The organism is Aureimonas sp. AU20, from assembly GCF_001442755.1.
GTDB lineage: Bacteria > Pseudomonadota > Alphaproteobacteria > Rhizobiales > Rhizobiaceae > Aureimonas.
In genome coordinates this window covers 3,037,636-3,063,709 of record NZ_CP006367.1, presented here as the reverse complement: position 1 = coordinate 3,063,709, position 26,074 = coordinate 3,037,636, and the positions used below count along the sequence as shown (strand labels likewise).

At 66.0% G+C, this 26,074-nt stretch carries 26 protein-coding genes; 11 read left to right on the top strand and 15 right to left on the bottom strand.

Annotation, left to right across the window (positions count from 1 at the left end):
- The first annotated feature begins 143 nt into the window (after positions 1-143).
- From M673_RS13850 to M673_RS13830, 5 genes are all read left to right on the top strand, one after another.
- Positions 144-1,586: a UbiA family prenyltransferase gene (locus tag M673_RS13850; protein WP_061976586.1), complete on the top strand. Its 1,443-nt coding sequence runs from the start codon at positions 144-146 to the stop codon at positions 1,584-1,586.
- Positions 1,579-2,934 carry an FAD-binding oxidoreductase gene (locus tag M673_RS13845; RefSeq protein ID WP_061976585.1) on the top strand — a complete coding sequence of 452 codons (1,356 nt, stop codon included), beginning with the start codon at positions 1,579-1,581 and terminating at the stop codon, positions 2,932-2,934. Before M673_RS13850 ends, M673_RS13845 begins: the two co-directional genes overlap by 8 nt.
- A gap of 87 nt (positions 2,935-3,021) precedes the next feature.
- Positions 3,022-3,462 (top strand): EamA family transporter, encoded by a 441-nt coding sequence (locus M673_RS13840; RefSeq protein ID WP_061977853.1) that lies wholly within the window; start codon positions 3,022-3,024, stop codon positions 3,460-3,462.
- Positions 3,462-4,475, top strand: coding sequence for an NAD-dependent epimerase/dehydratase family protein (locus tag M673_RS13835; protein WP_061976584.1), 1,014 nt, complete (start codon positions 3,462-3,464; stop codon positions 4,473-4,475). The genes M673_RS13840 and M673_RS13835 overlap by 1 nt, the downstream gene beginning before the upstream one ends.
- 13 nt (positions 4,476-4,488) lie before the next feature.
- The gene (locus M673_RS13830) at positions 4,489-5,961 is read left to right on the top strand and encodes an aspartate aminotransferase family protein (protein WP_061976583.1); all 1,473 of its coding nucleotides are present in this window, start codon (positions 4,489-4,491) and stop codon (positions 5,959-5,961) included.
- Positions 5,962-6,046: 85 nt separating this feature from the next.
- Here the strand turns inward: M673_RS13830 and M673_RS13825 are convergent, their stop codons facing one another.
- Complete coding sequence (locus tag M673_RS13825) at positions 6,047-7,780, bottom strand: hypothetical protein (protein WP_148640073.1); 1,734 nt, start codon at positions 7,778-7,780, stop codon at positions 6,047-6,049.
- Between the two features lie 232 nt (positions 7,781-8,012).
- Here M673_RS13825 and M673_RS13820 point away from each other — a divergent pair, with 232 nt between their 5' ends.
- On the top strand, positions 8,013-8,852 hold the full coding sequence (locus M673_RS13820; protein WP_061976581.1) for a DUF1194 domain-containing protein: 840 nt from the start codon (positions 8,013-8,015) through the stop codon (positions 8,850-8,852).
- Between the two features lie 64 nt (positions 8,853-8,916).
- Here M673_RS13820 and M673_RS13815 read toward each other — a convergent pair whose 3' ends face one another.
- Positions 8,917-9,867, bottom strand: coding sequence for a lysylphosphatidylglycerol synthase transmembrane domain-containing protein (locus M673_RS13815; protein ID WP_061976580.1), 951 nt, complete (start codon positions 9,865-9,867; stop codon positions 8,917-8,919).
- A gap of 341 nt (positions 9,868-10,208) precedes the next feature.
- Here M673_RS13815 and M673_RS24660 point away from each other — a divergent pair, with 341 nt between their 5' ends.
- The gene (locus M673_RS24660) at positions 10,209-10,355 is read left to right on the top strand and encodes a hypothetical protein (protein ID WP_187301269.1); all 147 of its coding nucleotides are present in this window, start codon (positions 10,209-10,211) and stop codon (positions 10,353-10,355) included.
- Between the two features lie 230 nt (positions 10,356-10,585).
- Here M673_RS24660 and M673_RS13810 read toward each other — a convergent pair whose 3' ends face one another.
- The 7 genes from M673_RS13810 to M673_RS13780 form a co-directional block, all read right to left on the bottom strand.
- Entirely contained in the window at positions 10,586-10,915 is a 330-nt protein-coding gene (locus tag M673_RS13810) for a response regulator (RefSeq protein ID WP_061976579.1), read from the bottom strand.
- Between the two features lie 225 nt (positions 10,916-11,140).
- Positions 11,141-13,096, bottom strand: a complete 1,956-nt coding sequence (locus M673_RS13805; protein ID WP_061976578.1) for a putative bifunctional diguanylate cyclase/phosphodiesterase — start codon at positions 13,094-13,096, stop codon at positions 11,141-11,143.
- A gap of 106 nt (positions 13,097-13,202) precedes the next feature.
- The gene (locus tag M673_RS13800) at positions 13,203-14,123 is read right to left on the bottom strand and encodes a lipid A biosynthesis lauroyl acyltransferase (RefSeq protein WP_061976577.1); all 921 of its coding nucleotides are present in this window, start codon (positions 14,121-14,123) and stop codon (positions 13,203-13,205) included.
- On the bottom strand, positions 14,120-15,169 hold the full coding sequence (locus tag M673_RS13795) for a zinc-binding dehydrogenase (protein WP_061976576.1): 1,050 nt from the start codon (positions 15,167-15,169) through the stop codon (positions 14,120-14,122). The genes M673_RS13800 and M673_RS13795 overlap by 4 nt, the downstream gene beginning before the upstream one ends.
- Before the next feature lie 22 nt (positions 15,170-15,191).
- Complete coding sequence (locus tag M673_RS13790) at positions 15,192-16,478, bottom strand: beta-ketoacyl-ACP synthase (protein ID WP_061976575.1); 1,287 nt, start codon at positions 16,476-16,478, stop codon at positions 15,192-15,194.
- A gap of 66 nt (positions 16,479-16,544) precedes the next feature.
- Positions 16,545-17,741: a beta-ketoacyl-ACP synthase gene (locus tag M673_RS13785; RefSeq protein WP_061976574.1), complete on the bottom strand. Its 1,197-nt coding sequence runs from the start codon at positions 17,739-17,741 to the stop codon at positions 16,545-16,547.
- Positions 17,742-17,880: 139 nt separating this feature from the next.
- Positions 17,881-18,162: an acyl carrier protein gene (locus tag M673_RS13780; protein WP_019996367.1), complete on the bottom strand. Its 282-nt coding sequence runs from the start codon at positions 18,160-18,162 to the stop codon at positions 17,881-17,883.
- 293 nt (positions 18,163-18,455) lie between these two features.
- Here M673_RS13780 and dusA point away from each other — a divergent pair, with 293 nt between their 5' ends.
- Both dusA and M673_RS24655 read left to right on the top strand, forming a co-directional pair.
- The gene (dusA, locus tag M673_RS13775) at positions 18,456-19,478 is read left to right on the top strand and encodes a tRNA dihydrouridine(20/20a) synthase DusA (RefSeq protein ID WP_061976573.1); all 1,023 of its coding nucleotides are present in this window, start codon (positions 18,456-18,458) and stop codon (positions 19,476-19,478) included.
- A gap of 52 nt (positions 19,479-19,530) precedes the next feature.
- Positions 19,531-19,683, top strand: coding sequence for a hypothetical protein (locus M673_RS24655; RefSeq protein ID WP_156421135.1), 153 nt, complete (start codon positions 19,531-19,533; stop codon positions 19,681-19,683).
- Between the two features lie 6 nt (positions 19,684-19,689).
- On the opposite strand, the gene M673_RS13770 is transcribed toward M673_RS24655, so the two are convergent.
- From M673_RS13770 to M673_RS13760, 3 genes are read right to left on the bottom strand one after another with little or no spacing between them, the layout of a single operon-like run.
- Complete coding sequence (locus tag M673_RS13770; RefSeq protein ID WP_061976572.1) at positions 19,690-20,385, bottom strand: retropepsin-like aspartic protease family protein; 696 nt, start codon at positions 20,383-20,385, stop codon at positions 19,690-19,692.
- 1 nt (position 20,386) lies between these two features.
- Positions 20,387-20,590 carry a DUF1289 domain-containing protein gene (locus tag M673_RS13765; RefSeq protein WP_061976571.1) on the bottom strand — a complete coding sequence of 68 codons (204 nt, stop codon included), beginning with the start codon at positions 20,588-20,590 and terminating at the stop codon, positions 20,387-20,389.
- Positions 20,591-20,637: 47 nt separating this feature from the next.
- The gene (locus M673_RS13760) at positions 20,638-22,143 is read right to left on the bottom strand and encodes a sensor histidine kinase (protein WP_061976570.1); all 1,506 of its coding nucleotides are present in this window, start codon (positions 22,141-22,143) and stop codon (positions 20,638-20,640) included.
- A gap of 76 nt (positions 22,144-22,219) precedes the next feature.
- Here M673_RS13760 and M673_RS13755 point away from each other — a divergent pair, with 76 nt between their 5' ends.
- Positions 22,220-22,912 carry a uracil-DNA glycosylase family protein gene (locus M673_RS13755; protein WP_374755569.1) on the top strand — a complete coding sequence of 231 codons (693 nt, stop codon included), beginning with the start codon at positions 22,220-22,222 and terminating at the stop codon, positions 22,910-22,912.
- Between the two features lie 56 nt (positions 22,913-22,968).
- Positions 22,969-23,454, top strand: coding sequence for an Lrp/AsnC family transcriptional regulator (locus M673_RS13750; protein WP_061976569.1), 486 nt, complete (start codon positions 22,969-22,971; stop codon positions 23,452-23,454).
- Positions 23,455-23,473: 19 nt separating this feature from the next.
- On the opposite strand, the gene M673_RS13745 is transcribed toward M673_RS13750, so the two are convergent.
- The 3 genes from M673_RS13745 to M673_RS13735 form a co-directional block, all read right to left on the bottom strand.
- Complete coding sequence (locus tag M673_RS13745) at positions 23,474-24,343, bottom strand: NAD(P)-dependent oxidoreductase (protein ID WP_061976568.1); 870 nt, start codon at positions 24,341-24,343, stop codon at positions 23,474-23,476.
- Between the two features lie 73 nt (positions 24,344-24,416).
- Positions 24,417-25,205 carry an ABC transporter permease gene (locus M673_RS13740; RefSeq protein WP_061976567.1) on the bottom strand — a complete coding sequence of 263 codons (789 nt, stop codon included), beginning with the start codon at positions 25,203-25,205 and terminating at the stop codon, positions 24,417-24,419.
- Entirely contained in the window at positions 25,202-25,915 is a 714-nt protein-coding gene (locus M673_RS13735; protein ID WP_061977851.1) for an ABC transporter permease, read from the bottom strand. The genes M673_RS13740 and M673_RS13735 overlap by 4 nt, the downstream gene beginning before the upstream one ends.
- Positions 25,916-26,074: the final 159 nt, after the last annotated feature.

Genomic DNA, 26,074 nt, shown 5'->3' with positions numbered 1-26,074 from the left:
GATCGCACGGAATGCGACAGCTTTCTTAAGCGCTTCTTCACGGTGTTCTCAGCTCACCGAATCGTGGGGGCCGGATTTACGCGAACGAAACCCGCCAGGGTGGAACGATAGGGTCCGATTTCACCAAGCGACGACGGCCGCAGATGGATACGCTCCAGGCAAGAACCGATCGGCCTCTCTATGTCGATCTGGACGGCACGCTCATTCGCAGCGACCTGCTCTGGGAAAGCCTGTTTCTGTTCGCCCGCCAGAACCCCTTGCAGGCCTGGCGCCTGTTCGGCTGGCTGTTGGCCGGCAAGTCCGTTCTCAAGCATGAGCTTGCGGCCGGGATCGAGGTCGATCCCGCGACCTGGCCCTATCGCGAGGAAGTGGTCGAAACCCTGCGCGCCGAGCGCGAGACCGGGCGCACCATCGTTCTCGCCACGGCCGCCAACGAGCGGCTGGCGCAAGGCGTGGCCGACCATCTCGGACTGTTCGATCGGGTGATCGCCAGCAACCGGGACGAGAATCTGTCCGCCGAGCGCAAGCTCGATCGCATCGCGGCCGAGCGCGCCGGCGCCCCCTTCGACTATATCGGCAATTCGCGCGACGATCTCTGCCTGTTCGACGCCGCCGAGGGCGTGACCGTTGTCCAGCCGGACCGGGCGGCCGCGCGCTGGCACCGGGAAAGCGAGCGCGCCAGCCGGCTGATCCAGGGGGAGGGGAACCTGCCCCGCGCCCTTCTCAAGGCGATGCGTCCGCACCAGTGGATGAAGAACCTTCTTCTCTTCGTGCCCATCGTCCTGAACCACGAATATGTCGACGTGCCGATGGTGCTGGCGGGAATGCTGGCCTTCGTCTGCTTCTCCATGGCGGCCTCCTCGGTCTATATCTTCAACGATCTTCTGGATCTCGCGGCGGACCGTCGCCATGGAACCAAGCGCCGACGGCCCTTCGCCAGCGGGCAGGTGCCCATACCGATCGGCGTAACGGCGGGCGTCGGGCTGTTCGTGGCCGCCTTCGGCCTCAGTCTGCTTTTGCCGATCGAGTTCACCGCCGTTCTCGGCATCTATCTCGTGCTGACCACCGCCTATTCCTTCGCGCTCAAACGCATGCTCCTGATCGACGTGCTGACGCTGGCAGGGCTTTACACCCTGCGTATCCTGGCGGGCGCCGCTTCGGCCGATACGGTCGGGTCCTTCTGGCTCCTGGCCTTCTCGCTGTTCTTCTTCTTCTCGCTGGCGCTGGTGAAGCGCTATGTCGAACTGGCCGAGTTCGGCGAAGGCGCCTCGCGCCGCACCACGGGCCGGGGCTATGTTCCCGCCGATCTCGACACGCTGGCGCAGGCCGGCATGGCCTCGGGCTTCGCCTCGGTTCTGGTTCTGGCGCTTTACATCGACAGCGCCGAGATCCGGCAGCTCCAGGCCCATCCCTATCTGATCTGGCCGCTTTGCCCGCTGGTTCTCTACATCATCGTGCGAATCTGGGTTCTCGCCAAGCGCAACGAGATGCATGACGACCCCGTGGTCTTCATCCTGCGCGACTGGCGCTCGCAGATCATGGTCGGCCTCGGCGCGCTGCTCTTCCTGGCCGCCGCCTATGCGTGATGCCGGCGACAACTGGGGCGGGACGATCGCGCCGCCGCCGGGCGGGCGCAGGCGACGGCCCTTTGACGGCAGGCTGGCGCAGGCCGGCGAGACGATGCTGCCGCACGGCAACGGCCGCTCCTATGGCGACAGCTGCCTCAACGATTCCGGATGGCTTCTGACGCCCGCGCAGGGCGCGCGCATCCACGGGTTCGACGCCGAGACCGGGCTGCTCGATGCCGATGCCGGCGTTCTGCTGCGCGAGGTGACGGAGCGGATCGTGCCGCAAGGCTGGTTCCTGCCGGTCACGCCCGGCACGCAATTCGTCACGCTGGGCGGCGCGCTCGCCAACGACATCCACGGCAAGAACCACCACCGCCGGGGCACGTTCGGGCGCTGGGTCGAGAGCTTCGAGCTAGAGCGTTCGAATCGCGGCACGCTGCATTGTTCAGCGAGCGAAAATGCCGATCTCTTCCACGCCACGATCGGCGGCATGGGCCTCACCGGTTTCGTCACGCGCCTGCGCCTGCGGTTGATGCGCGTCGGCTCCGCGTCGATCTTGGAGACGACGCAGCGTTTCAGCCGCCTGTCGGACTATTTTGAGCGAGCCGAGGCGGCCGACGAGCGCCACGAATACGCCGTCGCCTGGATCGACTCCCTGGCGCGCGGCACCTCCTTCGGGCGCGGGCATCTCATCTGCGGCGACCATGCGGCGGAGGGAGACCGCACGGGCCGCGCCCGGCCTCCGCTCGCCACCGTGCCCTGGACGCCGCCGGTCAGCCCGTTGCGGGGCCTGGGCCTTCGCGCGTTCAACGAGCTGTACTTCCGCAAAGCCCGCCCCGGAATGAGCCGGCGCACCGTGCCCTTCGATGGCTTCTTCTACCCGCTGGACCGGATCGGCGGCTGGAACCGACTTTACGGGCCGCGCGGCTTGCACCAGCACCAGAGCCTCGTTCCCACGCGCCATGCGGCCGAGACCGTGCGCGCGCTGATGGAAACGGCTCTGGAAGCGGGGCAGGGGTCGTTCCTCACCGTGCTGAAGCGCTTCGGCGCTCTCCAAAGCCCCGGTCTCCTGAGCTTTCCCACGGAGGGCTACACGCTGACGCTCGACTTCCCCCATCTCGGTCCCCGGACCGAACGGCTTCTGGATAGGCTCGATGCGATCGTCGTGGCAGCCGGCGGGCGGGTCAATCCCTACAAGGACGCGCGCATGGCGCCGGCGACCTTTGCCGCGTCCTTTCCGCGCTGGCGCGAACTCGAGGCTCTGCGCGATCCCGCGCTTCTGTCGGACTTCTGGCGGCGCACGGCGCTTCGACTGCCGCTTCCCTCCCTCGACGCCGCTACCCCAGCGTCAGAAAGTGTTTGTTGAGGTTGTGAGCGAAAACCATTCCCGTCTTAACTCCCGAACAGTTCCCCCGGCGCCATGGTTCGGGCGCTCGAACGAAAGGGCGCGCGCATGAGCCGTTACATTCCCTTCATCCTGTTCACCGTGTTCACCAACGCGGCGGCGCAGATTCTTCTGAAGCATGGGATGATGCAACTGGGTCCGCTGTCCTTCGCGGGCGTCAATCCGCTTTTGAAGATCCTGCAGATCGTCTTCAGCCCCTTCGTGTTCCTGGGGCTGCTGACCTTCGTGATCTCGATGGCCTCGCACCTCTTCGTCCTGTCCAAGGTCGAGCTGTCCTACGCCTATCCCTTCCTGTCGCTGGCCTATGTCGTGGTGGCCTTCGCCGCCTGGACGCTGTTCGGCGAAGCGCTGACGCCCGCGCGCATCGGCGGCATCGCGCTGATCTGCCTCGGCACGGTCTTCATCGCCCGGGGCGGCAGCCAGACCGTGGCGGACGAGGCGCCCCAGACCGCGCAAGCCCAGACCCATTCGATCGAAGGAAACCGGTGATGAAACATGTGATTTTCGGCGGCGACGGGTTCGTCGGCCGTCATCTCGCGCAGAAGCTCTCCGAGGAGGGCGCCGAGGTCGTCGTCCTCGACATTGCCAAGAGCGACCTGCCGCATTACGGCAGCGTGCGCCACCTCACGCTCGACGTGACCGACCGCGACGCCGTGATGGCCGCGCCGATCGCGCCGGACGACATGGTCTACAACCTGTCTGCCAAGATGCTGTCGCCGATCCAGGTGCGGGCCAAGCGGCACGACTTCTTCTATCCCGTCAATTACGACGGCACGAAGCACATCATGGAGGCGATGGACCGGGCCGGCGCCCACAAGCTCGTCCACTTCACCACGGACATGATCTACGGCCATACGGTCGTCACGCCCATGACGGAGGACCATCCGGTCGCTCCGCTCGGCGAGTACGGCCAGTCCAAGCTCGACACCGAGCATCTGGCCGCCGACTGGCGCGAGCGCGGCATGCGCATCTCGCTGTTTCGCCCACGCCTCATCATCGGCCCGGGTCGCCTCGGCATTCTGGAAAAGCTGTTCAAGCTGATCGACGCGAACCTGCCGGTGCCGATGATCGGCTCGGGACGCAATCCCTACCAGTTCATCTCAGTGTTCGACTGCGCCGAGGCCGCGCGCCTGGCCTGGAAGGCGGGCGTGCCGAACGAGGCCTACAATCTCGGCTCGCTGAACCCGCCGCCCGTCAGGAAGCTCCTGGGCGACCTCGTGCGCCATGCCGGATCGAAGTCGATCCTCGTGCCGACGCCGGGCTTCGCGGTGAAGCGCACGCTCGATTTCCTCGACTGGCTGAACAAGCCCCTGATGGACCCCGAGCAGTACCTCATCGCCGACGAGGAATGCGTTCTCGACGTGTCCAAGGGCAAGCGCGATCTCGGCTGGGTGCCGCAGTACCGCGACGAGGACATGCTGATCGCCGCCTATAGCGAATACCGCGCGAAGAAGGTGGGGCACTCGGCTCCCGGCTCCGCCTATCCCCATCCGGCCGAGTGAGGACTGAGCTTCGATGCTTGATCGCCCGATGACCACCGCCCCGCGTCTCGACGCCGCTGACGCGCCCGCCCCGGCGCCCCGGCGCGGGCCGCCCAAGCCCGCCATGCTCTCCCTCGAACAGGCCAAGGCGATGGATCTCGCCACCATGGCGGACCTATTCAAGGAGCATATCAACCCCGGCCAGTTTCATTTCATGAAGCTGCTCGGCTTTCACAAGGTGAAGGTCGAGCGCGCCGAGGGCATGTATTATTTCGACCAGAACGGCCGGAAGATTCTCGACTTCTTCGGCGGCTTCGGCTCGCTAGCCTTCGGCCACAACCACCCCCGTATCCTCGCCGCGCGTAAGCAGTTCCAGGACGAGAAGCGGCACGAGATCGCCATCGCCTTCCTGTCGCAATATGCGGCGGCGCTGGCCAAGAATGTCGCGGCGTGCTCGCCTGGCGAGCTCGACATGGTGTTTCTCGGCTCGTCCGGCTCGGAGGCCATGGAAGCGGCAATCAAGGTCGCCGAGCGCGCCTCGGGCCGCACCAATTGCAAGATCGTCTATGCCGAGAACTCCTTCCACGGGAAGACCAAGGGCGTCCTGTCGCTGACCGACTCGTCGCTCTATCGCGGCGACTTCAAGCTGGTGGAGAACACCTATCGCGTGCCCTTTGGCGACCTGAAGGCGCTGACGGCCGTGGTGCGCTCCGATCCCGATGTCGGGGTCGTGGTCTTGGAAACCGTGCAGGGCGGTGGCGGCATCATCGAGGCGCCGACCGAATATTGGCAGGGCGTTCGCGCGCTCTGCGACCAGCACCGGGTGATCTGGGTGGCGGACGAGGTCCAGTGTGGTTACGGCCGCACCGGGCGCTTCTACGCCTTCGAGCATCACGGCGTGATCCCGGACGTGACGGCGCTCGCCAAGAGCTTCGGCGGCGGCAAGGCGGCCATGGCCGCGATGGTCGCGCGCCGCGACGTCTATATGAAGGCCTATGGCACGCCAAAGACGGCGATGATCCACGCCCACGCCACGTTCGGCGGCATCGGCGAGGGCTGCGCCACCTCGATCGAGGCGCTGAATACGCTTTACGACGAGGATCTGATCGGCAACGCGGCGGCCGTCGGCACCTATCTGAAAGACAGGCTGACCGCGATCCAGGCGAAATATCCTAGCATCGTCAAGGATGTGCGCGGGCGCGGCCTGATGGTGGGCCTGGAGTTCCACGACTTCTCGCAGACGCTGCCCTTCGCGCTTCGGCCGATGGTGGCGCTGCTCGACGAGAAGCTGAAGGGCTCGCTGTCGGGCTTCGTCGGCGCGCTTCTGCTCAAGGACTACGACTGTCTCGTGGCCTTCACCGAGTACAATCGCAACGTCATCCGCCTGGAGCCGCCGCTGATCTGCGACCCGGAGCATGTCGACCAGTTCTGCGACGCGCTCGACGCGCTTCTCGGCCGAGGCATCGTCTCGATCGTCAAGGATTTCGTGAAGACGCAGATTGGCTGACCGAAGCTTCCCCCTTCCAGCCCAAGCAAAAAGGGCCGGGTCCTTCGAGGACCCGGCCCTTTCGTTTGCGCGGTCTTGCCGACGCTCACCGGTTTTCCAGAAGGCCTTCCCGGACATAGCCGGTCCAGCAGGGCGAGAGTTCCACCGTCCGGTGGCCGGCAAGACCCGCCTCGTAGATGGTCCGCAGGGCGATGTTGGCGGGCGTGATCGGGCAGGTGGGGTATAGAATGAGATCGGTGCCGCGCACGGCGGCGATCGTCTCCGCGTCGGGCGGCGGAACGGCGCGCGATGGATCGGCCCCAATCGCGATCCGTCGCGGCGCCTGACGGTCGAGAAGATAGGGAAAGGGGTTGGTGAAGTTGAGTGTCATGATCGTCTCGAACCGCACGCCCTCCCGCGCCTCAAAGGCCTGGATGGCCGCGACCGCCTGATCGGTCGCCAGCAGCCAGGTCGCCTGGAAATCGAGATCGGCATACATCGCATAGATCGGCAGCTGCCCGTGCTCTGCAAACGCCTCGTAGGTTTCCTTGCGGCGGCCGAGAATGTCGAGATTGACCTCGGCGCGCTCCACCAGTTCGGGCCGCTGGTTCACTTGGGCGAGGATCTTCAGGTTGGGCAGCGGCAGATCGACATAGTAGATCTGACCGATCAGCGCGCGCGCCGCCCGGTGCGCCACGTTGACGAAGGGCGGCAGCGCCACCGCGCCGACCAGTACGAGAACGGGCAGGGAGCGCCCCGCCGGCCCCGACAGAATGCGCAGGAGCAGCGGCCAGAGGAAGAGAAAGGCCTGATCGCCCGTGTTCTGCGACTCGAAGAAAATGCCGCCGGCGAGCAGCACGACGAGCCAGACGATGTCTTGATCCAGCACGGCGGTGAGCGAGGGAAGATCGCGGCGCGCCCCGAGCGCCGTCAGCCTCTCGCGCACCGAGGTCCACTGGATGACGAGCAGCCCGACCAGAAGCGCGCAGCCCGCGCCGAAAAGCCCGAAATGGATCGACGCGGCCTGAACCAGACGCGAGGCAAGGCCGCCCTCGTTCAGCCGAACCAGCGCCGCGATGTCGAGAATGTAGCGGCTGACCAACGCGAAGCGAAGCTCCAGCCCTGCCAGGACGAGGAGGAAGCAAGCCACCGCGCCCAGCGCGACGCGCAGCGGCACGCGGCCCGCCGCGAAGGCGAGAAGGCAGATCAGCCCGGCGACGATGAAGCCGGTGATCTTCAGAAGAAACAGCGCCGTGCAGCACCAGGCGATCGCGAATAGGAGCAGCCCGGCGCGGCGCTCGAACAGAAGGGCAGCGACGAGCACATAGAGAACCTGCGACACCTGCCTGTTGTACATCCCGTAGCCGTCGAAGCTCGGAAAGGTGGAGAACTGCTCGACGTTCAGGGGCAGGAGCTGAAAGAACACGAGCGGTAGGAGAAGACCCCAGGCGAGGGCCGGTCGCTCCTTCGCCACGCGCAGCAGGACCGGAAGGAAGGGCGGCAGGGTGACGAGAAACATCATCCAATGCGCGAGAAGCAGCGGCTGTGGCTGCGAGAAGAGCCGAAGCCCGCCGGCGAACAGCCAATAGCCGAGCGGGCCAACCGGCGCGAAGAAGTCCGTCGAGGGGATCTGCCCTGTCAGGACGCGGTTGCCGCCGTCGAGGTAAAGAACCGTGTCCCAGTAGAACGGGCCGAGCGGCAGGGTGAGCGGCAGCGAGAGCCCGACGACACAGGCGGCCAGCACGAAGAGCACCAGCGGCCCATGGCCGCGCCGAGACAGCCAGTAGAGCCACGGGTGGGACCTAGGGCCAAGCGGACGTGACAGGGGTGTCGTGGACATATCCGCGGGTCTCGGAAGTTGCGAACGGGTTGTACCCATCCTGCCGCGAACGCGGTTACGACTAGTGAACGACCATGCGAAAGAGCGCATTTTCTCGCGCTAAGCCGGGCAAAAAGGGGTGTTTCAAAGCTGATCGCCCTTCGGACCTTTCGCCTAAGGCCGGGAGGCGCCTTGCAAAAAAACTCGCGCCCGGCCTGTTGCGAAATCGTAAGGAAGACTTCACCATTCCTGCATGCGCGGCGTTTGGACCCCCTTGCTCGCATGCCTCGCCCTTCTCGCGATCGAGGAGGGAAGGCCGGCTGCGGCCGAGGATCTGCCGGTCGATGTCGAACTGGTGATGGCGGTCGATATTTCCTGGTCGATGAACGAGGACGAGCAGTCCATCCAGCGCCAGGGCTATGTCGCGGCCTGGCGCAGCAAGGAGGTGCTGGACGCCGTCCGCGACGGGCTCAACGGGCGGGTCGCCGTCACCTATGTGGAATGGGCGGGCGATCTCACCCAGAATGTCGTCATCCCCTGGACGCTGATCGACAGCCAGGAAAGCGCCGAGCGCTTTGCCACGCTTCTGGCGACGGCTGAGCCAGATCGCCAGAGGCGGACCTCGATCTCGGCCGCGATCGACTTTTCCGCAAAGCTATTCGATGGGAATGGCTATGCCGGCGATCGGCGGGTCATCGACATCTCGGGGGACGGCGCCAACAACCAGGGCCGCCCGGTGCTGGAGGCGCGCGACGCGGCGGTGGCCAAGGGCATCGTCATCAACGGCCTGCCTTTGATGACGCAGGGCGGCGCGGAGGACATTAACGCCTGGGGATCGATGCCCGATCTCGACCGCTACTACAGCCAATGCGTGATCGGCGGCCCCGGCGCCTTCATGATCCCGGTCACTGAGTGGAGCCAGTTTCCCGACGCGATCCGGCGCAAGCTGGTTCTGGAACTCGCCGACCGCGCGCCGCGCAAGCCGCGCGAGATGGCGCGCGTCGTGCTTACCGCCGGCGCGCCGGACAAGGGCTCCTGCCTCGACGGTGAGCGGCAATGGCGCGTGCCGACCGACGCGGGGCCCGCCAACTAGAACCGGCCTTGCCGCATCGGCGCCGAGGCGCCCGCTCGCTGCGCGCGCCAGACGCCCGACGCGGTCAGGACTGCGAGGGGCCGTCCGCCGACTTGCGACGCCACAGGGCGCTCTGCTCGAACAGGAGCACGAGAACGATCGCGATGGCGAAGGGGATCAGAAGATAGAGGATGCGGAAGACGAGGAGCGCGGCGAGGACGTTGGTTTCCGGCACGTCCGACAGCCCGGCGAGGAAGGTCACTTCCAAGACGCCGAGGCCGCCAGGCGCGTGGGACACCAGAGCCAGCGAGAAGGACACGACGAAGATCGCCAGAACCACCACGAAGCCCGGATTGTGCTCGGGAGGAAGGGCGAAATAGATGATGCTGGCGGCGGCCACGATTTCGAGCGGAGCCGCGATCAACTGACGGATCACCACGTCGCGGCGTGGATAGTGTAGGTGGAATTTGCCGATGGTCAGCGGCTGGAAGCCCTTAAAACTTCCGAACACGTAGAAGGCGATGGCCACCACGATCGCGCCGGCAATGAAAAGTGGCACGGAGGAGTGGATGTCGAAATAGCGCTGGATGATATCCGGCTGAATCAGGAGCGACACGGCGCTGACCAGAAGCACGCCGACGCCGAAGGTGAAGGAGCAGAAGGCGATCAGCAGCGCGATCTCGGAGCCCGACAGGCCGCGCGAGCGATAGGCGCGATAGCGCACCACGGCCCCCGAGAACACCGAAGCGCCGATGTTGTGCGACAGCGCATAGGTGGCGAACGATGTCGCGGCGATGAAGGGGAAGGGCACCGAGCGGCCGATATGGCGGAGCGCCAGCCGGTCGTAATAGGCGAGCATGACATAGGCCAGCGCCGCGCTGGCGAGCGAACCCGCCCATTGCCATCCCGTGATGGCCGTGAAGCTCGCCCAGATCTGGTCCAGCGAGATGGTCCGCACTTCGCGGAACAGGAGCCAGCAGGAAAATACGACGGCGCCGATGCCGATCACGGGCCAGATGGCATCCTTCAACTTCATGCGAATCCCTTCCCGCCCCGTGTCGCCGGCCCGCCTTCCGGCGGCCGTTCGACGCGGTATTCCTGCTGCCAACGCCTTGCCACATAAGCCATTGAAATGGTGAAGGCAAAGCAAACGGATCGGGCACACGCGGCTTTGAAGAAAGCCATTTCCCCACTCGCAAGGACGCGAACGGAGGCGGGCTGGTTTCGAAGGCGAACCCGGCCGCTCCCGTCGCGCCCAATCCTGTCGGGCCTATCCCCAGTGCGTGACCTCGCCATGTCGCGAAGGTGACGAAATTGTGGGAACCAAATCGCCGCAGCTTTGTTTTGAGGCCAGAACATCGTCCATAGGAGCACAGCATGCCCCGTCGCGTCACTTCCGTCGCTCTCGCCCTGGTCGCCACTCTGGCGCTTTCGGCATGCGCCAACACCGTTCGTGGCGTCGGCCGCGACGTCGGCAACACCGTCGATGCGACGGGCGCAGCCGTGAAGGATGTCGCGCGCTAACGGCAGGCCGCCTCCTCTCAAAGACTATCTGGAAAGGCTGAACCGTCGATGGACGGTTCAGCCTTTTTGGCATGTCCGGCACAAACGCCAATGCTACCTGAATGATGTTCCGGCCATTCAACGTCGTCGTGTGAAAGTCTGGCGCAAAGCAAACGAAATTGGCGCCGTGCCCTTTTCGGGCGCGACGCCAGATCGACTGTCCTTGAAAGGCTGAACTGCGTCTCGTGCCGTCAGGCCACAGCGAGCAGGCGCCGGATGTCGGCGGGGCGGAAAGGCTTGGCGATGCTGGGAACGGCCCGCAGCGAAAGCGGAACGTCGGACAGGCTGCCCGACACGAAGCAGAAGGGGATGGACTGCGCCTGCAGACGCAGGGCCACCGGGAGAGAGGTCTGCCCACCGAGGTCGAAGTCCAGAAGGGCGAAGTCGACGCCACGGGCCACCTGCATCAAGCCTCCCGCCACATCTCGAGCCCAGACGCAGTCGGCATTGGACGCTTCCAGCACCAAGTCTTCCAGATCCATCGCGATCAGCGGCTCGTCTTCGACAATCAGGACACGCATCACACAACTCCGTTGCCTGAAGATAGAATGCGCCGACTTCGGTTCGGTTCGCGCAAGAGCTGAGAATATTTCCAATTTAAAGTAAATATTATTTAACTCTTAACAAGCTCTCGCGTGCGGCCAGAGTATCAAAGAGGCTCGACTTTGCCAGGAAAGAGAGAGGGGCCTCGATAAGTCCGCATGGTAGCGAGCCATGATGCTTGCGTGCGGCCATGTCTTACGGTCTCAAGCGGCGGCTTCAACCTTGCGCAGAGTCGCATTCGGGGCGATGTCGATCTGCCGCGCGGGTTTGGGCCGGGAAAAATGGAAGCCCTGGAGAGAGTCGCAATGCAGAGCTGCGAGCATGCGCGCCTGCTCGGCGGTCTCGACGCCTTCGGTGGTGACACGCATGCCCAGATTGTGGGCGAGCGAGATGATCGTCTCGAGGATCTGCCGGACATTGGCTTCCCCGGCGTCGAAGGCGAGCATGAACGACTGGTCGATCTTCAACGTGTCGAACGGGAAGCGCCAGAGATAGCCGAGCGAGGAATAGCCCGTGCCGAAGTCGTCCATGGCGATGGAGATGCCGAGTTGCTTCAGGCCGCGCAACTGGTGCAGCACGATGTCGCTGCGCTCGAGCAGCAACGTTTCCACGACCTCGATCTGAAGCCGGTTGCCGCTGACCCCGTGGCGCTGGAGCGCCGAGCTGACGATCTCGACGAGATCGTTGTCCTGGAACTGCGCTGGGGAGAGGTTGATCGACATGTAGAGATGCTCGGGCCAGAGCGCGATCTGGCGGATGCTCTCGTCGATCACGAAGTCGCTGATGGGCTTCATCAGATCGCGCGCTTCGGCGATCGGGATGAACTCGCCCGGCGAGATGAATCCGCCTTGGTCGTCGGGTAGGCGAATCAGCGCCTCGTAACCTTTGGGCACGCCGTCCGAGGCGCCGACGATGGGCTGATAGAAGAGCTCGAACCGGTCGTTCTTGAGGGCAATGCGCATGTCGCGCTCGATCTGCCGCCGGCGATGCGCTTCCACGTCCATGGACGGATCAAACACGGCGTAGAAGCCGGACTTGCCCTCCGTGTGCGCCGTGCGGGCAAGATCGGCATGGCGCTCGATGTCGGAAATGTTGCGGCCATGATCGGGAACGAGCGACACGCCGATGGCGAGCTTGGGCACGATCGTATGGCCGGCGATCTCGATCGGCATCTCCACCGTCTCGCGAATTTTCTGCGCGAGCGTTTCCACGGCCTGCACGCCGCTCAGATTGTTGCGTTGGAGCAGGCGGAAGTCGCCGCCGCTCATCCGGCCGAACAGGTCGGCCTTGTCGATCACCGCTCCGATGCGCTCCGACAGGGTGCGCAGCAACTCGTCGCCGACCTGTTGCCCCATGCCGCTGTTGATGTCCGACAGGCTGGTGACGTTGATCGCCCAAAGGGCCATGCGCTCGCGCGTGGCGCGCGACGTCGCCAGGATGCCATCGGCCCGTTCCTGAAAGCGCTTCCGGTTGAGAAGGTGCGTCAGGGGGTCGAAATTGTCGAGGAATTCGATGCGCTCGTTGACCTGTTCGATCATCCGGCGACGCAGGAAGAAGATCGCGGCGGGAACGCCGATCGCAAGGATGGCGGCCCCAAAGAGGCTGGCGGCAACCGACGAGATGTCGGACACGAAACGCTGCCGTTCCTCTGCCATGTCGGGGCTGACGGAAAGAAATCCGATGCGCTGGCCGTCCCGAAACAGGGGAAGCGTCGCCGTCGGCTTGCTGCCCGATGCGCCGTCCACCGCGATCCAAGGGCCGGACTTTTCCAGGTAGTCTGTCGAAAGCGAAACGCCCGTCGCGGTGCCGCCCGGGCGCTCGCGCAAGAGCCATTCCTGGCGCGTCGAACGCGGCGTGAAGACCTCGTGCCCATTGGCGTCGAAGATCGAGAAATTGACGAGATTGGCTGCCGCGCCCGCGTTGCGGGCCTCGACCTCGGCGTCGGCGGTTCGGGAAAGGCCCGTCAGGAGAGCGTCGAGCTGGGGGCCATTTTCGAGCAGAAAGGACGCGAAACGCTGAGCCCTGGTCTCTACCTCGCCTTGCACGAGGGATTCCACCGCTCCTTGTCCGGCATAGAAGCCGGCAGCCGCGACCACGGCCAGCAAGGCAATCGCGCCGGCCACCGTCGAGGCGTATTTGCGTCCCAGTTTCCGAAGCATCGGCATTCCCCTTGCCGATAGCCTTAGACGAAGAACCTTAAAAATCCTTGGCCCGGGCGGCCTCGTGCTCGTGGAAGGTCGGGTTTTCCCTTATCCGGCTCGCGGCTTACGTCTGCCAGCGGCGATGGAACCACATCCATTGGTCGGGATGCTCGCGTACCCAGCCTTCCACCACGTCGTTCAGCTGTTGGCAGCTGGCCGCGATGTCGATCTCACCGGTCTCCGTGCGCGTCAGGTCGAGCCGGGGCTGCAGTTCCAGCCTGTAGCGCCCGTTGGGTAAGCGAATCGAGCGCGCGGGGTAGACGTCGCAGTCGAACTGACGGGCCAGCTTGGGCAGGAGCGGGTTGGTGCGGCAGGGGCGGCCGAAAAAGGTCGTCGGCACGCCCTTGGCGAATTTCTGGTCCACCAGCATCCCGACCTTGCCTTGCCGGTCGAGAATGCTGGCAAGCGCCCAGGCCGCGCCCGCCTTGGAGGGCACAAGATGACCGCCCCGCGTCTTGCGCGCGGCCAGAACCTCGCGGGCGACATAGCGATTGTTGGGCTGGCGGAACAGCGCGGTCACGTCGAGACCGAAGGTCGCGGCGCAGATCGGCAAGAGCTCGAAGCAGCCGAGATGGCCTGTGAAGAAGATGATCGGCTTGCCGCTGTCGCGCAGTTCCAGGAAGAGGTCGATCCCATCGACCTCGATCAGCCCTTCGCCCGGCGGCCGCTCGGGGTCGAAGTCGAAGATCTCGTCCAGGAACACGTACTCGGCCGCGATGCGTCCCATCTGGCCCCAATTGGCGCGGGCGGTCGTCTCGACCCAGGCCGCGTCCTTCTCGGGATAGGCGAGCTTCAGATTCTCGACCGCCAGCTTGTGGCGCGAGGTGAGGGGGCCGATCATCCGGGCGAGGCGGTCAGCCGCCTCCAGACCCTGACGGGCCGGAAGCAGGCGCAGGACGCGCAGGATCGCGAACAGCGCCTTGGCGGCCAGGAAGTCGCGCGTCTTCTTCTGGATCTTCCAGGCCTTGGCGAGCGTCGGGTTCATCCGGCGGTGCCGGTCCCACGGTCCATATGGAGGATGATCTTGCCGAAGACGCGGCGCCCTTCCATCCGGTCGAGCGCGACGGCGATGTCGTCCAGCCCGACTTCGGTGTCGATCACCGGCTTCACCAAGCCGCGCGCCATCTTCTGCATGGCGTCGGCCATGTTCTCCATGCGGCAGCCGAAGGACCCCATGAGCTTCAGCTGCTGCTGGAACAGCATCATCAGGTTCATCTCGGTGGAGACGCCCGACGTCGAGCCGCAGGTGACGAGCCGCCCGCCGCGCTTCATGCAGAGCATGGAGCCGGCGAACGTGTCCTTGCCGACATGCTCGAACACGACATCGACGCCGCGCTTCTTGGTGAGCTTGCGCACGACGCCTTCGAAGCGGTCGGTGCGATAATTGATCACATGATCGGCGCCGAGGGCTCGCGCGGGCTCGATCTTGTCGTCGGAGCCGACCGTGGTGATGACGGTCGCGCCATGGCGCTTGGCGAGCTGGATCGCGGCCGTGCCGATGCCGGAGCCGCCGGCATGAACGAGGATCGTCTCGCCCGGCTCCAGCTTGGCATTGTCGAACAGCATGTGTTCCACGGTGCCGAAGGTGACGGGGGCGAGCGCAGCGCCGACCGCGTCGCAGCCCGGAGGGGCGGGGACGAGAAGGCGGGCCGGCAGGTTCACCCGTTCCTGCGCAAAGCCGTCGAGATGGAAACCGTGGACGCCCGAGACGTGCTCGCAGAGATTGTCCCGCTTCTCGCGGCAGGCCTTGCACAGGCCGCAGGTGCGCGCGCCGTAGATCGACACGAGCTGGCCGGGCACGAGGCCGGACGTCCCTTCGCCCAGCCGCTCCACCACGCCCGAAGCCTCGGCGCCGATCGTCAGCGGCATCTTGCGCTTGGCGAAGGCCATGCCCCGCCAGCCCCAGACGTCGATATGGTTGAGCGCCACGACCTGGATGCGGACGGTGACTTCGCCGGGACCGGGCGCGCCGGGTTCGTCGATCTCGACGCGGCGAAGATCCTTGTCGGCGACGAGCTGCAGAGCCTGCATGGAGAGATGAACCCTTTGGAGCCTAGCTACGCGGCTCGCGCCCGATCACGAGCGAGACGTTCTGGCCGCCGAAGCCGAAGGAATTGGAGAGAACCGCCGAAACGTCGGCCGAGCGCGCGGCATTGGGCACCATGTCGAGCGGAATGGCCGGGTCGGGTTGGTCGTAGTTGATCGTAGGGGGCAGCGTGCCCTCGCGCATGGAAAGCACCGAGAACACCGCCTCGATGGCGCCGGCCGCCGTCAGCGTGTGGCCGATCATCGACTTGTTGGAGGAGACGGGCACGCCGGTCAGCACGTCGCCGAACACCGCGGAGAGGCCGGTATATTCCATACGGTCGTTCTCGGGCGTCGAGGTGCCGTGAGCGTTGACATAGCCGATGTCGGCGGGCTGCAACCCGGCATCCTCCAGACCCGCGCGAATGGTCGCGATGATGGGCGAGCCGTCCGGCTTGGAGCGGGTGCGATGGAAGTCGTCGGCCTTCTCGCCGACGCCGAGCAGAACACCGAGGATGGTGGCGCCCCGCGCCTTAGCGGCGCTCAGCGATTCCAGCACCAGCGCGCCTGCGCCTTCGGCCATGACGAAGCCGTCGCGATCCTTGGAGAAAGGCTTGGAGGCCTTTTCCGGCCGCTCGTTCTGCGTCGAGAGAGCCGAGAGGAGCGAGAAGCGGATTAGCGCCTCGGCGCCGACCGAGCCGTCGGTGCCGATGGCGATGCAGCGCTCCGCATCGCCGCGCCGGATCGCCTCGACGCCGAGCTGGATGGCGCTGGCGCCAGACGCGCAGGCGGTGGAGAGCGTGACGGGTAGGCCGCGCGTGCCGAGCTTGTCGGCCAATCGGTCGGAAATGCCGCCGAACAGGGTGAGGTCGTAGACGGCGCGCGAGCGGTGCTGGCGGGCGAGTTCCATCAGCCGGTCATAGCCGGCTTCCTCGCGCGCTTCGCCGGTCAGCTTGTCGAGTGCCAGGCGCTGCGACCATTCCAGCTCGATTGGCGGGGCGGCCAGGAACAGCGGCGCGTCGAAACCGGTGGGGTCGAGACCCGCCATGGCGATCGCCTCGGTGCCGGCCGCTTCCGCCAGCGCATAGGAAAGATCGATGCCGCTCCAAGGCTCGACGGCCATGAAGTCCACCGTGCCGGCGATCGTGGTGCGCAGATTGTCGGTGGCAAAGCGCGTGATCGTGTGGATGCCGGAGCGGCCGGACACCAGCGCCGACCAATTGTCGGCGACGCCGCGCCCGAGCGAGGACACGACGCCGATGCCGGTGATGGCGACCACCGGGCGGCCGAGGAAATCGAGATCGCTTGAAGCCATGATCGTCTTTTCGTCCCTGGCACGGTGCGCCGCGCCGATCCGTGGGTGAGGTGGCTGAAGCCCGCCTCAGACCGCTTCCATCAGGCAGACGCCTTCGCCGCGCACATGGCCGACGCCGGTCACCAGCGCGCGCTTTGGCTCGAATTCGGCCGGCCGCTCCTCGCCGCCCGCCGCCGGCGAGGGCAGCTTGCGGGCCGCGAGCAGCGCGGCGGCGAGCGCCACGCCGGCCGGAAAATGCGCCTCGAACCCGTGGCCGATCGCCGTGCCATAGGCGCGATGGGCCGCGTGAGGATAGTGCTCGCGCAAAAGCTCGGTCTCCGCTTCGGTCACCCCGTCGAGGCCCGTCGCGCCCGAGAGAACCAGAAGCTCTTCGTCCCGCGCATCCGCCTCGTCCAACAGGCGTCCGAAGCGGCGGCGGAAGGCCGAATCGTCCCGCCCGCCGCGATCGCCCGCCACGAAGCGCAGCTTGGCATAGGCCGTGGCATGGCGCTCAGCCGCGTGCTCGGCGTCTTCCAGGATCAGGAAGGCGCCCATGCTGCCGGGCGCGAGGCCAGCCGTCTCGCCCGCGCGGCCCGGCACCGGAAGCCACTGGTCGCGCAAGAGGAAGCCGCCGAGTTCGTAATTGGTCAAAAGGTCCTTGCGCTCGGCCGAGAAGGCGCCGCCGACCAGGCAGACCCGGCTCTGGCCCGAGCGGATGCGGGCGCTGGCGATCTGCACCGCCGACATGCCCGCGCTTTCCTCGCCCATGAAGGTGCGAGAGGAGCCCGTTACCTTGTGGACGATCGAAATGTTGCCGGCCATGAGATTGGAGAGCTGGGCGAGAAACAGCGTCGGGCGAAGCTCGCTCGACAGAAGCTCGTTCATCAGGGGCTGCGGCTCGGCGAGGCCGCGCGCGCGCGACATGACCAGCGCGTCCACCTCCGGGTCCCGCTCGCCGCCGCCGGCCGAGACGATCATGTCGATGCCCGCGCGCGTCGCCTCGTCGGCGGGAATGCCGGCATCCTCCAGCGCGAGGCCCGCAGCATAGACGCCGAGCTTCTGCCAGGTCTCCATCTGCCGCTGGTCACCCTTCTTGGGGATCTGGCGGCTCCAGTCGATCTGGGGCAGGGGATGGAGGAGATAAGGGGCGAAGCGCTCCGCCTCGAGCACGGGCTGCGGGGTTCCCGGCGCGGTCAGCCGCGCGACATGCGCCTCGACGCCTTCTCCGAGGGAGGAAACCAGTCCCAGTCCGGTGATGAGAACGTCGCGGGCGGCTTGGGTCATCAAAGGTCTCTCAGCGCGAGCCGGGCGCGCGCGGGCGCCGGATCGAGGTCGCGAACGCCGGGGCGCTCGCCGGAGGGTCGGTCGTCGTTTCAGGGGATGCGTCGGATCGGCCGGCGCATCCTGTTCGTCAATGCTCGGCTCAAGCGCCCTTGGCGGCGCGCAACTCGTCGATCTTGGCGCAGAGGTTCTTCATCACGAAATATTCTTCCGTGTTGGCCTCGCCCTCGTTGACACGCTGGGTCCACTTCTCAAGCGGGATCTTGATGCCGAATTCCTTGTCGATCGCGAAGACGATGTCGAGGAAGTCGAGCGAGTCGATGCCGAGATCGTCGATCGTGTGGCTTTCCGGCGTGATGCTGTCCCGATCGATCTCGCTCGTTTCGGCGATGATGTCGGCAACCCGGTCGAACGTTGAAGTCAAGACGGTTTCCTTCGCAAAGAGCGCTGGCTGATCGAGTCGGGACCCTATAGGCAATCACGGCGATTTTGCAAAGCACACCGCGCCCAGGCCCCCGATCGCTCGAGTCGGGATGGCCAAGCGCGCACCCGCCCGAGCCCTCGGCGGGTGGCGCAAGCCTGTCTTGTCACGCATATAGGGGCAAGCCCAAGAAAATGCCGCTCCCGTCGGCGCGCCCAGGCCCGGTCGGGGTCAGACGCCAGCCGCACGCCGCCTCCACCGGCGGGAGCCGTCAGACCGGAAGAGCCGCACGTCCCATGTCCGCCCCCCCACGCCCCTCTCATTACTCGCAAGGCCCGCTCTTCGCCGTCGCGCCGATGATCGATTGGACGGACAGACGGTGTCGCTTCTTCCACCGGCTGCTCGCGCCGGACGCGCTGCTTTATACCGAGATGATCGTGGCGGACGCCGTCCTGCATGGTGATCGCGAACGGCTGCTAGGCTTCGACGCGGCGGAGCATCCGCTGGCGCTGCAACTCGGCGGCTCAGATCCCGCCAAGCTCGCCGAGGCGGCGCGCATTGCGGAAGGGTTCGGCTACGACGAGATCAATCTCAATGTCGGCTGCCCGTCGGACCGGGTCCAGTCCGGCGCGTTCGGCGCCTGCCTCATGCTGCAGCCGGCGCTGGTGGGCGAATGTCTCGCAGCGATGCGCGACGCCGTGTCGATCCCCGTGACGGTAAAGTGCCGCATCGGGGTGGACGAGCAGGACCCCGAAGCCGCGCTCGACGCGCTGGCCGATGCGGCCGCCGAGGCCGGCGTCTCGGCCATCTGGGTCCACGCCCGCAAGGCTTGGCTCCAGGGCCTCAGCCCCAAGGAAAACCGTGACATTCCGCCGCTCGACTACGGCCGCGTTCATCGTCTGAAGGCGCGCATGCCGGGTATGTTCATCGGCTTGAACGGTGGCCTGACCAGCGTGCGCATGGCGGCGGAGCAGCTTTCGGGTCTCGACGGCGTGATGATGGGACGAGGCGCCTATGGCAATCCGTCGGATCTCGCCGAGGTTGGGCCGCTGATCCATGGCCGTCCGGCGCAGCCCGTCGACTATCCCGCGCTTCTGAGTCGGATGGCGGACTACGCGGCGGCGCATATGGCGCGGGGCGGGCGTCTCGCCCAAGTCACGCGGCACATGGTCGGTCTGTTCCAGGGCCAGCCCGGCGCCCGGCGCTGGCGGCAGATCCTATCGGAGCGAGCCGTGCGGCCGGACGCCACGCCGGACCTGATCCTGGAGGCGTTCTCGCATGTCGAACTCGCCCCGCCCACTGCCGAGAACGCGGCCTGACGGCGGCACTCGTTTTCCGTTACCTCGCCGCAATCGAAAAGGACCCGTCGTCTTGAAGGCCAAACGCCCCAGCCCGCCGCCCGCCCCATTCTCCAAGCCGAAGCGCTCGCCGCTCTGGTTGTTCATCTGGGTCGTTCTGGCATTCGGCCTGATCGGCAATCTGTCGATCGTCGGCTATCTCTTCCTGGGCATGATCTCGAAGTAGATCGCGTCAATCGCGAAGGATGAGCCGGTCGCCGCGAAACTCGAAGGAGCCGAGCGTGCCGAGAAAGCTCATGCCGAGAAGGCTGCTTCCGATAGTCGAGCCTTCCGACACCACGGCGCGCACGTTGCGGCGCTCGATCGAGCCGATGCGCACGCTCTCGAGCGTCACCTCCGCCGCACGGGCGACGCCGTTGGCGGTCTGGATGCGGCTGGTATAGGCGATGCGGTCGGTGTCGATACCGATCCGGCGCGCCACCGCCGGGTCGATCGCCACGACGCTGGCGCCGGTGTCCACCAGAAACGAGACGGGACGCCCGTTGACGATGGCGTCGACATGGAAATGCCGGTCGTCGGCGCGTACGGCCATGACCTCGCCGCCCGTGCCGGCGCTGACGGCATAGCCCGGCCAGAGCTCGGCCATGAGGCGGTTGCGCACCGCTGCGAACTCGTCGCGATAGGCATAGGCGCCGATCAGCACGAGAAAGGCGAAGCCCCAGATGACGAGCGCACGAAACGCCTCACCCCAGCGATGGCGAAACAGCACGAAGACGCTGCTGCCGAGGAGCATCGACCACAGGCCGAGATAAAGGAGGGAAGCCGTGCGGTCGCTGTCGAGCCCCGGGATCACCGGCTCGCCCGCGCCATAGGCCCAGTGAAGGACGATGCCCGCGAAGAGGGCGACCAGGATGGCGAGAAAGCGCATGTCAGCTCGCCTCCTGCCCTGCCGCGAGCGCGCTCATCCGCTCCGGCAGCCCGGCCATGACCGTGAGCCTGTCCCCCTCGTTCAGCGAGCCCCAGGCCATGATTTCCTCGATCGTACGGCCGCAGCCCAGGCACCAGCCGCTGGCGGGCTCGATGACGCAGACCTTGATGCAGGGCGAGGTGGCGGGTGGGGAAAGGGTCGGCATGTCGGCTAGATGGGGCGGGGTCGGGGATGGCGCAAATGAAGGTTTCGTCAGACGAAATCCTGCAGCGCCGGCATGACTTCGAGCACCCGCGAATGCGGGAAGATGGCTATGGCCTCCGTGCCGTGGCCGAGCTTGGAATTAAGGTCCAGCCGGCCATTGTGCAGGGCCATCAGCGCCTGGACGATGGGCAGGCCGAGGCCCGTTCCCTGTTCGGCGGATTTGATCGCGCTCGATCCCTGCCCGAAGGAGGAGAGGACGGTCGGAAGCTCGTCTTCGGGGATGCCGGGCCCGTTGTCGCTGACCGAGACATATTGCCCGCCGCCCGCCGTCCAGCCCACGCGGCAGACGACGCGGCCGCCCTCGGGCGTGAACTTCACCGCGTTGGACAGGAGGTTCAGCACCACCTGTCGCAGCGAGCGCTGGTCGCCCCAGAGCTGCGGCAGGTTGGGCTCGAACTCGGAGACGATCGAGATGCGCTTGGTGTCGGCCTTCATCTGGACATAGCCGATGCCCTCGCGCGCCGTGTCGGCCAGAAGCAGCGGCTCTTCGTTCAGCGTGTAACGGCCGGCCTCGACGCGCGACAGGTCCAGGATCTCGTTGATGAGATCCAGGAGATGCTGGCCCGAATTGTGAATGTCGTGGACATAGTCCTTATAGGTCGCATTGCCGACGGGGCCGAGAATCTCGTTGGTGATGACCTCGGAAAAGCCCAGAATGGCGTTGAGCGGCGTGCGCAACTCGTGGCTCATAGTCGCCAGGAACTGCGACTTGGCGAGATTGGCATGCTCGGCCCGCTGGCGCGCCTCGTCGGACTGGATGCGCGCGGTCTCGATCTCGGACACGAGCTGGTCCTTCTCGGCCTGATGGCGCAGCCGCTCCACCGCGCCCTTGCGCAGCCGGTCGGCGACCAGGGCGAAAAACGGCACGGCGCCGATCAGCAGCCCGTGCATCGCCTGATCCAGAACGTTCGTGCCCGTCGCCAGCCGGTAGAGAAGGGCGCCGATCAGGGGCAGGAACATGGCGACCACGACACCGCCTAGCGCTGCGCCGATGATCGCGATCGTCGCCACCGCGCCCATGGAGGCGGCAAAGCGCAGGGCCTGCGTATCGACGAGGCCGCACGATTCGCACAAAGGCCAGAGCCAGAGCAGCGCCCATGGCAGTCCCGCCAGGAAATGCACGACCAGAAACAGACGCTTCCAGGCCAGCGCCTGAAAGATCGGCCGGTTCGAGGTTTCGAAGCGGAGCACGGCCAGAACCAGGAGGCCACAGCCGGCGATGTTGGCGGCGATCCAGCTCCAGGCGAACAGGGTCTCGCGCAGCCCGATGGCGATGGCCAACGTCGCGACGATCGTCGCGACCACGGGCAGGCCGAGAAAAAGCTGCGACACATGCTGGCGCAGAAGCGCCAGTTCGATGCGCGGCGGCAGGCCAGCGGGCGACAGAAGCCGGTCGCGCGCCGAGCGCACGGTCTCCGCGACATCTCCACGCCGCGGCACCTGCCCGCGCCGGGGCAGCTTCTCGTTCAGGGAAGGAGGGGCCGCAATGGACATGAATTCTAGAACACGAGGTTGCCGCGCAGACGGTCCCTCATGCTCTTGCGAAAAGCTTAAGAAATTGGATTAAGAGCTGGTGACAAGCCTCAAGGAACGACATCCCGCGCACGAAAAGGCGCCCGCTGTGGCCCGGCCGGACGCACAGGGCGGGGAGATCGCCTCGCTCGATCGGCGCATTCGCGCCTGCCGCATCTGCCGAGATATGCCGCTCGGCGCGCCGCTGGAGCGCGAGCCCAATCCCGTGTTCACTCTGTCGAACACCGCGCGCATCTGTATCGCGGGACAAGCGCCCGGCAATCTCGCCGATCGCTCCGGCCGGCCTTTCACAGATCCGTCCGGCGTCCGCCTGCGGGCCTGGATGGGCGTCGGCGAGGCCGTGTTCTACGACGCGGCGCGCATAAACATCGTGCCGATGGGCTTCTGCTTCCCCGGAACCGACCCGAAGGGCGGCGACCGCCCGCCCCGCCCGGAATGCCGCCAGCGCTGGCATGGGGAGGTGTTCGCCGCCATGCCGCGGCTCGAGCTGATCCTGGCGGTCGGCCGCGCCGCTCAGCTCTGGCACCTGGGGAAAGCGGGGTTGGCCGGGCGCAGCGTTGCGGAGGTGCTGGACCTCTGGCGGGCGGGTGCGGGCGAGGTGCGCGAGGGGCCGACGATTCTGCCGCTTCCCCATCCCTCCTGGCGCAACAGCGGATGGATTTCGCGCAATCCCTGGTTCGAGGAGACGATTTTGCCTGAACTTCGGCGGAGGATCGCGCGCCTGCTCTGACAAGACGTCCCCGCCTGTTGTACAAAGTGCACGTTGTGCAGATGTGAGAGGCGGCCATGGACCGTTTGGACAAGAAGATCCTGAGGCTGCTTCAGGAGGATGCGACCCTTGCGGTGGCGGATGTCGCCAAACGGGTCGGCCTGTCCACGACGCCCTGCTGGCGCCGAATCCAGAAGCTGGAGGAGGAAGGCGTCATTCGCCGGCGCGTCGCGATCCTCGATCCCGACAAGGTCAACACGCGCGTCACCGTGTTCGTGTCGATCCGCACCCATTCGCACTCGTCGGAATGGTTGAAGCGCTTCTCGGAAGTGGTGAACGAATTTCCGGAAGTGGTTGATTTCTATCGCATGAGTGGCGACGTGGATTATCTCCTGCGCGTCGTCGTGCCCGATATCGCGGCCTATGACGGGTTCTACAAGCGGCTGATCTCGAAGATCGACATTCGCGACGTGTCCTCCGCTTTCGCGATGGAGCGGATCAAGACCACCACCGAACTGCCGCTCGACTACATGATCCTGGAGAAGGACCAGCGGGAGGCCTGAGCCTCCCGCCAATTCGGCGTCAGCGGTTCAAGCGCGACAGGAGCGAAGACGTGTCCCAGCGCTTGCCGCCGCCGGCCTCGACCTCGGCATAGAACTGGTCCACCAGCGCCGTGACGGGCAGCGAGGCGCCGTTGCGGCGGGCTTCGCTGAGGCAGATGCCGAGATCCTTGCGCATCCATTCCACCGCGAAGCCGAACTCGTACTGCCCGGCGGCCATGGTCTTGTGCCGGTTCTCCATCTGCCAGGAGCCGGCGGCGCCCTTGGAGATGACGTCCACGACGGTGGCGATGTCGAGCCCGGCCTTCTGGCCGAAATGAATGGCCTCGGCGAGCCCTTCCACCAGCCCGGCAATGCAGATCTGGTTCATCATCTTGGCAAGCTGGCCCGAGCCCGCCGGGCCCATGAGGCCGACCATACGGGCGTAGGAATCGATCACCGGCCGCGCCGCCTCGAATGTCTCGCTCTCGCCGCCGACCATGACGGTGAGAACCCCGTTCTCCGCGCCGGCCTGACCGCCCGACACCGGAGCGTCGAGAAAGCGCAGGCCTTTCTCGCGCGCCGCCTGGTCGAGCTCGCGGGCAAGCTCCGCCGAGGCCGTGGTGTGGTCGACCAGCGTGGCGCCGGGCTTCATGCCGGCCAAGGCGCCGTCCGCACCCAGCACGACGGAGCGAACGTCGTCGTCATTGCCAACACAGACGAAGACGAAATCGGCGCCCTCGGCCGCCTCGCGCGGGGTGGCGCAAAAGGCGCCGCCATGCTGGCTCGCCCAGCGCTCGGCTTTGTCAGTCGTGCGGTTGAACACCGTGACCTCGTGCCCGCCCTTGGCCGTGAGATGCCCGGCCATGGGAAAGCCCATGACGCCCAGTCCGATGAAAGCTGTCTTCGCCACGCCGCGTGCCTTTCGCATGGATGGAGGTTGGCTGCCCCATAGCATCATTCCGTCCGGTGGCGGAGAGGAGGGATCAGCGCTGGAGGTGCCGCGTCAGACGCTTTTCGGCGAGCGCGGTCAGGTTGCGCACGATCTCGACGATCACGAGATAGAACAATGCGGCCCAGACATAGGTCTGGAAGTCGAAGGAGCGTGAGAAGGCGCGCCGCGTTTCGCCGAAGAGATCGAACACCGTGATGATGGCGACGATGGCCGAGGCCTTCACCATTAGAATCAGTTCGTTGGCATAGGGGCGCAGCGCGACCATGAGCGCCTGCGGGGCGATGATCCGGCGAAGCGTGACCCAGCGCGGCAGGGCGAGCGAGCGGGCGCCCTCCCATTGGCCCTTGGGAATGCTGAGGATCGCGCCGCGCAGGATTTCGGTCTGATAGGCCGCTGTGTTCAGCGCCAGCGCCAGCACCGCGCAGTACCAGGCCTCGCGGAAGAACCACCAGAGACCCACCGCCTCGAAGGCGGGGCGGAAGCTGCCGAAGCCGTAGTAGATCAGAAAGAGCTGGGCGATCAGGGGCGTGCCGCGAAAGAAGCCGACATAGGCGCCCGTCAGCGCCAGCGCCAGCCGGTTCTGCGACAGGCGCCCGGCGGCGAGCGGCACGGACAGCGCCATGCCGAAGAGATAGGACAGGGAAACGAGGATCAGCGTGGTGCGAAGGCCCTGGAGGTAGAGTGGCCCATAGCGCGCGACGAGATCGGGGTTCCACGCCGACACGAGATAGGCGACGAGGCCGATACCGCCTGCCAGCCACACGCCGAGCGTGGCGAGGCCGCCCCAACTCGACCTTGAAACGAAGGTTCGAACGCTCATCGGGCCATCTCCCCGCGCCGGGTCCAGCGCTCCAACTGCCGAAGCGCGATCGAGGAGACGAAGGTGAGGAGGAGGTAGAGGACGCAGGTCAGCGCGAAGAAGAAGAAGGATTCACGCGTCACCCGCGCCGCGACGCCGGTCTGCCGAAGAATGTCGGCGAGGCCGACCACGGAAACGAGCGCAGTGTCCTTCAAAAGATTTAGCCAGACATTGGACAGGCCGGGCAGGCTGATTCGCAGCAGCTGGGGAAAGACCACCAGCCGGAAGATGCGCCGCTCGCGCAGGCCGAGCGCCCGGCCGCCTTCCCATTGCCCGTTCGGAATGGCCTGGAAGGCGGACAGGAACACCTCGCTGGAATAGGCCGCGAACACGAGGCCGAGCGCGATCATGCCGGCGAGGAAGCTGGAAATCTCAATATTGCCGAAGCCGAGCGCGCCGCTGACGGAATTCAGCAAATTCTGCCCGCCGTAATAAACGAGGAACAGCGTGAGCAGCTCGGGAAGGCCGCGAAACAGCGTGGTGTAGACATTGGCCGACAGCCGCAAGGCCGGGTCGGAACCGCGTTTGGCCAACGCCAGGGCAAGGCCGAGAACGAGGCCGAGGGGCAGGGTCGCCAGCGCCAGCGAGAAGGTGACGAGAAGACCGGACAGAAGCTCGTCGCCCCAGCCGTCCGCGCCGTAGGACAGAAGCGTGAGATAGTCGCTCGTCACGAAGCGCACCGGACGCAGCGAAGGGCGCCTCTGCGGACTGGTCTCATCGGGTCCCTGGCCTTGAATTGGGGAGGCCGCTGGTAGCACCTCGCGCGCTGGCTTGGAAGATCGGCGGCGCGACCAGCCCGTGCGGCGGATGAAGCGGAGAGGGCGGGGCGG

What these genes read in the sequence shown, in the direction of transcription:
- M673_RS13850 (WP_061976586.1), top strand. Translation starts at nt 144, where the DNA reads ATGGATACGCTCCAGGCAAGAACCGATCGGCCTCTCTATGTCGATCTG.
- M673_RS13845 (WP_061976585.1), top strand. Translation starts at nt 1,579, where the DNA reads ATGCGTGATGCCGGCGACAACTGGGGCGGGACGATCGCGCCGCCGCCG.
- M673_RS13840 (WP_061977853.1), top strand. Translation starts at nt 3,022, where the DNA reads ATGAGCCGTTACATTCCCTTCATCCTGTTCACCGTGTTCACCAACGCG.
- M673_RS13835 (WP_061976584.1), top strand. Translation starts at nt 3,462, where the DNA reads ATGAAACATGTGATTTTCGGCGGCGACGGGTTCGTCGGCCGTCATCTC.
- M673_RS13830 (WP_061976583.1), top strand. Translation starts at nt 4,489, where the DNA reads ATGCTTGATCGCCCGATGACCACCGCCCCGCGTCTCGACGCCGCTGAC.
- M673_RS13825 (WP_148640073.1), bottom strand. Translation starts at nt 7,780, where the DNA reads ATGTCCACGACACCCCTGTCACGTCCGCTTGGCCCTAGGTCCCACCCG.
- M673_RS13820 (WP_061976581.1), top strand. Translation starts at nt 8,013, where the DNA reads ATGCGCGGCGTTTGGACCCCCTTGCTCGCATGCCTCGCCCTTCTCGCG.
- M673_RS13815 (WP_061976580.1), bottom strand. Translation starts at nt 9,867, where the DNA reads ATGAAGTTGAAGGATGCCATCTGGCCCGTGATCGGCATCGGCGCCGTC.
- M673_RS24660 (WP_187301269.1), top strand. Translation starts at nt 10,209, where the DNA reads ATGCCCCGTCGCGTCACTTCCGTCGCTCTCGCCCTGGTCGCCACTCTG.
- M673_RS13810 (WP_061976579.1), bottom strand. Translation starts at nt 10,915, where the DNA reads ATGCGTGTCCTGATTGTCGAAGACGAGCCGCTGATCGCGATGGATCTG.
- M673_RS13805 (WP_061976578.1), bottom strand. Translation starts at nt 13,096, where the DNA reads ATGCTTCGGAAACTGGGACGCAAATACGCCTCGACGGTGGCCGGCGCG.
- M673_RS13800 (WP_061976577.1), bottom strand. Translation starts at nt 14,123, where the DNA reads ATGAACCCGACGCTCGCCAAGGCCTGGAAGATCCAGAAGAAGACGCGC.
- M673_RS13795 (WP_061976576.1), bottom strand. Translation starts at nt 15,169, where the DNA reads ATGCAGGCTCTGCAGCTCGTCGCCGACAAGGATCTTCGCCGCGTCGAG.
- M673_RS13790 (WP_061976575.1), bottom strand. Translation starts at nt 16,478, where the DNA reads ATGGCTTCAAGCGATCTCGATTTCCTCGGCCGCCCGGTGGTCGCCATC.
- M673_RS13785 (WP_061976574.1), bottom strand. Translation starts at nt 17,741, where the DNA reads ATGACCCAAGCCGCCCGCGACGTTCTCATCACCGGACTGGGACTGGTT.
- dusA (WP_061976573.1), top strand. Translation starts at nt 18,456, where the DNA reads ATGTCCGCCCCCCCACGCCCCTCTCATTACTCGCAAGGCCCGCTCTTC.
- M673_RS13770 (WP_061976572.1), bottom strand. Translation starts at nt 20,385, where the DNA reads ATGCGCTTTCTCGCCATCCTGGTCGCCCTCTTCGCGGGCATCGTCCTT.
- M673_RS13765 (WP_061976571.1), bottom strand. Translation starts at nt 20,590, where the DNA reads ATGCCGACCCTTTCCCCACCCGCCACCTCGCCCTGCATCAAGGTCTGC.
- M673_RS13760 (WP_061976570.1), bottom strand. Translation starts at nt 22,143, where the DNA reads ATGTCCATTGCGGCCCCTCCTTCCCTGAACGAGAAGCTGCCCCGGCGC.
- M673_RS13750 (WP_061976569.1), top strand. Translation starts at nt 22,969, where the DNA reads ATGGACCGTTTGGACAAGAAGATCCTGAGGCTGCTTCAGGAGGATGCG.
- M673_RS13740 (WP_061976567.1), bottom strand. Translation starts at nt 25,205, where the DNA reads ATGAGCGTTCGAACCTTCGTTTCAAGGTCGAGTTGGGGCGGCCTCGCC.